Source organism: Bacillus sp. FJAT-29790 (genome assembly GCF_019039215.1).
GTDB lineage: Bacteria > Bacillota > Bacilli > Bacillales > Cytobacillaceae > Cytobacillus.
In genome coordinates this window covers 1,554,590-1,557,941 of the sequence record NZ_JAHNZZ010000001.1, presented here as the reverse complement: position 1 = coordinate 1,557,941, position 3,352 = coordinate 1,554,590, and the positions used below count along the sequence as shown (strand labels likewise).

The window sequence follows — 3,352 nt, the reverse complement described above, 5'->3', positions numbered from 1 at the left end:
AGTGTTGCCAAGAGTGAATAAAATGACTCATCTTTTTTACACAATTATACGGACTTAATCAATAGAACCGTTCAATGAGCCCGAAAAGTGGAATATACAGCGATATCAGTCCAATAGAACCGTTCAATGAGCCCGAAAAGTGGAATTTCCAGCGATATCAGTCCAATAGAAGCGTTCAATGAGCCCGAAAAGTGGAATTTCCAGCGAAATCTGTCCAATAGGACCGTTTAATGAGCCCGAAAAGAGGATTTTTCAGTGACCTCCGTCCAATAGAAGGGTTTAATGAGTGCTGGCTTATTTTGAAAGGCTGATGAAGCCGGAACTCAGAAAGAAATCGAAAAAGCAGTCCCCATGTAGATGGAGCTCGAAACCGGAATAAGTAACATTTCCATATATTTAAGGAAGCCATTTTCTTTTGATTTATAGCTAACACAATACCTGTTATCGCTGAAGCAATCTTGATAATAAAATTTCAAAATGCAATTTTACCAAAAGAACTATGTAAAACAAAAATAGTCCTACAATACTAAAATTATTGACAATACACTGTATTTTCCCTTCACTCTTGCTGTTAGGTTATCAAGAAATAAAGTAACAACGCTAAAATAATAGAAGGTAAACCAACCAAACCCAAGCGAATCGTTGTACTTATTCGGTTGCGTCTATCTTGAGCAGATTCTGTCGCGAAATTTGCTCTTATTTGGTCACCACTTCCCATTGAACCTGAAAAAAGCATTGATAATCCAACGAAAAACATTCCTATACCTCCAGTGATGAGATAAGCCTTTTCAATTCCCCACACTACTAAAGAAAATAAAACTCCTATAATGGATAGAACGATTCCAATTGAAAACCACTTCAATGCTTTTCCTCCTCACTTTTTTTATTAGATGGTTGAGCTATGTTTCGTTTCGGCATCTTGTGCAAATTTGCCGTTTAAATCCATAAATTTTTTAATGAACGATTTTTCTTCTCGTACGTCTTATGTATGATATCAAATGGAATATGAGAAGGGGGAGGAAATCGAAATGGAACTACTTCAAAGTATTAACTGGGCCATTATCGCTCCAATAATTATTATACAGTTAATTCTCATGATTGTTGCTGTTGTGGACTTAATTCGTATAGAAAAAACAAATGGACCTAAATGGATTTGGGCTCTAATTATCTTATTCATTAACCTTATCGGTCCGATTCTTTATTTTGTGATCGGAAGGAGAAATCAATAATGGCAGCTGTTGTTACTGTTAGGGGACTTAAGAAAAATTTTCAAAAACACGAAGTGATTAAAGGAATGGATTTTGAATTAGCGGAAGGAAATTGTATTGCATTACTTGGAGCGAATGGGGCAGGTAAAACGACGACGCTGCGAATGCTTTCTGGGTTGATGAAGCCATCATCAGGCAGCATTGTATTTAACGGAACCCAGCAAGGGGAGGATGTTCGGAAATGGATTGGATATCTTCCTCAACACCCTGTTTTTTATGAGTGGATGACAGGCCGTGAGTTTTTAGAATATGCAGGGAAACTGGCAGGTTTAGCTAAGAACGCTTCAAAAGAAAGAACGGAGGAGCTACTGGAACTAGTCGATATTGCGGATGCGAAGAATCGGCGTATTGGGAAGTATTCTGGCGGAATGAAACAGCGGCTAGGAATTGCCCAGGCGATCATTCACCGACCAAAATTGGTTATGCTTGACGAACCGGTCTCAGCTCTCGATCCATTTGGCCGCAGAGAGGTTTTGGACCTTCTGGAAAAACTTAAAAAAGAAACAACCATTCTCTTTTCCACACATATTTTAAATGATGCAGAGGAAGTTTGTGATGAAATACTTTTTATCCATAATGGGGAGTTAGTTGAATCAGGTACGATGGAACAACTCAGAGATAAGTATCAACAAGCAAAAATTGACCTTGTATTCCGAGAAAAAACAGAAGAATATGTTGAACGCTTGTCTACTCTTAATACGATTCAATCGGTAAAAATCGAAGGAAACAAAGCCAGTATTTTTATAGATGATATAGAAAACGCCAAAATAACATTCCTTAAAGAAATAGCAGAAAAAAACATGCCGCTTGTGAAATTTGAAATAAGCAGAACAAGTCTTGAGGATGTTTTTATGAAGGTGGTGCAGAAATGAGCCAGTGGATGACATTGTTTCATAAAGAAGTGGTTGAAATGTCCCGGAATTTCAAATGGATTTGGGTTCCTATTGTATTTGTATTGCTTGCTGTAAAAGAACCTTTAACATCGTATTATATGCCACAAATTATTGATTCACTAGGCGGATTGCCAGAAGGAGCGATCATCGAGCTTCCAGTACCGTCGGCAGCTGAAGTATTAATAGCCATCCAAAGTCAATTTAATACATTGGGCGTGCTGGTTATCGTACTTACATCAATGGGCATAATCGCCGCAGAAAGGAAGAGTGGAGTTGCAGGTCTAATTTTGGTTAAGCCTGTTTCTTATGCCTCTTTTGTGACGGCCAAGTGGGCTGGGGCCATGCTATTATTATGGATATCTTATTTTATTGGCTATTTAGCTTCATGGTACTATGTTGTTATTCTGTTTGAAACAGTGCCGTTTGTTGATTTCTTTCAGTCCTATTTGATGAATGGAATCTGGCTTTCCTTTGTCCTGACTATAACAATATTTTTTAATTCGTTCCTTAAATCACCGGGTGCTGTTGGATTTATCTCAATCGCATTTGTCATGATTTTAAGCATTGTGAGCAGTTCTTTTTCACATTTGCTGGAATGGAGCCCGTCCCTGCTGCCATCGTATACGAATAACTTTTTATTGGCTCAGGAGTTTCCCAAAGAAGCCTTCCCTGCTGCGATACTAGCGTTAGTTGGGATCATCGCTCTCCTTACAGGATGCATTGCCATTTTTCGGAAAAGAGAACTTGCCTGAGATGTTTAGTTATTTACTTTTGGAGAAATAAATAATAATCATAGATATTATGAAAACTAAATTGAATGAATTATAATATATAATTTTGAGAGGATAGAATAGTATTTTTTTGATTCTTTCTCAAGTTAAAATAAAAATAATTAGATAAAAGGTTCAAAGATAAGCGAACAAGTTATATGAAAAATAGAATAATATGTATTTTTTAACAAACAGACAGGGAACTCCATTATATTGGGATTCCCTAATTTATTATTTAAAAATCGATATTAACTGAGCCTTCATTAAAAAATGTTAATGAAAAACGTTGACGTATGAGTTAAACATATAGTCATCTATTTTGATAATCTAACGTATGGGGAATCGCGACTATCGCATACCATAAATAGCGTTTCTAGGGAACCCTCCCATGCCCATGCTAGGTGATCCGCCCGTGCTCATT

Annotated in this window: 4 protein-coding genes; 3 read left to right on the top strand and 1 reads right to left on the bottom strand. The window is 37.1% G+C overall.

What is annotated here, in order from left to right; all coding sequences use genetic code 11:
- Nucleotides 1-571: 571 nt before the first annotated feature.
- Complete coding sequence (locus BGM26_RS07245; RefSeq protein ID WP_217039086.1) at nt 572-862, bottom strand: DUF5316 domain-containing protein; 291 nt, start codon at nt 860-862, stop codon at nt 572-574.
- A gap of 166 nt (nt 863-1,028) precedes the next feature.
- Here BGM26_RS07245 and BGM26_RS07240 point away from each other — a divergent pair, with 166 nt between their 5' ends.
- The 3 genes from BGM26_RS07240 to BGM26_RS07230 are packed head-to-tail and all read left to right on the top strand — an operon-like array spanning nt 1,029 to nt 2,913.
- Nucleotides 1,029-1,229: a PLD nuclease N-terminal domain-containing protein gene (locus BGM26_RS07240; protein WP_217039085.1), complete on the top strand. Its 201-nt coding sequence runs from the start codon at nt 1,029-1,031 to the stop codon at nt 1,227-1,229.
- Nucleotides 1,229-2,140 (top strand): ABC transporter ATP-binding protein, encoded by a 912-nt coding sequence (locus BGM26_RS07235; RefSeq protein ID WP_217039084.1) that lies wholly within the window; start codon nt 1,229-1,231, stop codon nt 2,138-2,140. The genes BGM26_RS07240 and BGM26_RS07235 overlap by 1 nt, the downstream gene beginning before the upstream one ends.
- Nucleotides 2,137-2,913 (top strand): ABC transporter permease, encoded by a 777-nt coding sequence (locus BGM26_RS07230; protein WP_217039083.1) that lies wholly within the window; start codon nt 2,137-2,139, stop codon nt 2,911-2,913. Before BGM26_RS07235 ends, BGM26_RS07230 begins: the two co-directional genes overlap by 4 nt.
- Nucleotides 2,914-3,352 lie beyond the last annotated feature (439 nt).

Bases quoted from the DNA above. Each gene is read 5' to 3' on its own strand.
- BGM26_RS07235 (WP_217039084.1), top strand. From the start codon at position 1,229: ATGGCAGCTGTTGTTACTGTTAGGGGACTTAAGAAAAATTTTCAAAAA.
- BGM26_RS07240 (WP_217039085.1), top strand. From the start codon at position 1,029: ATGGAACTACTTCAAAGTATTAACTGGGCCATTATCGCTCCAATAATT.
- BGM26_RS07230 (WP_217039083.1), top strand. From the start codon at position 2,137: ATGAGCCAGTGGATGACATTGTTTCATAAAGAAGTGGTTGAAATGTCC.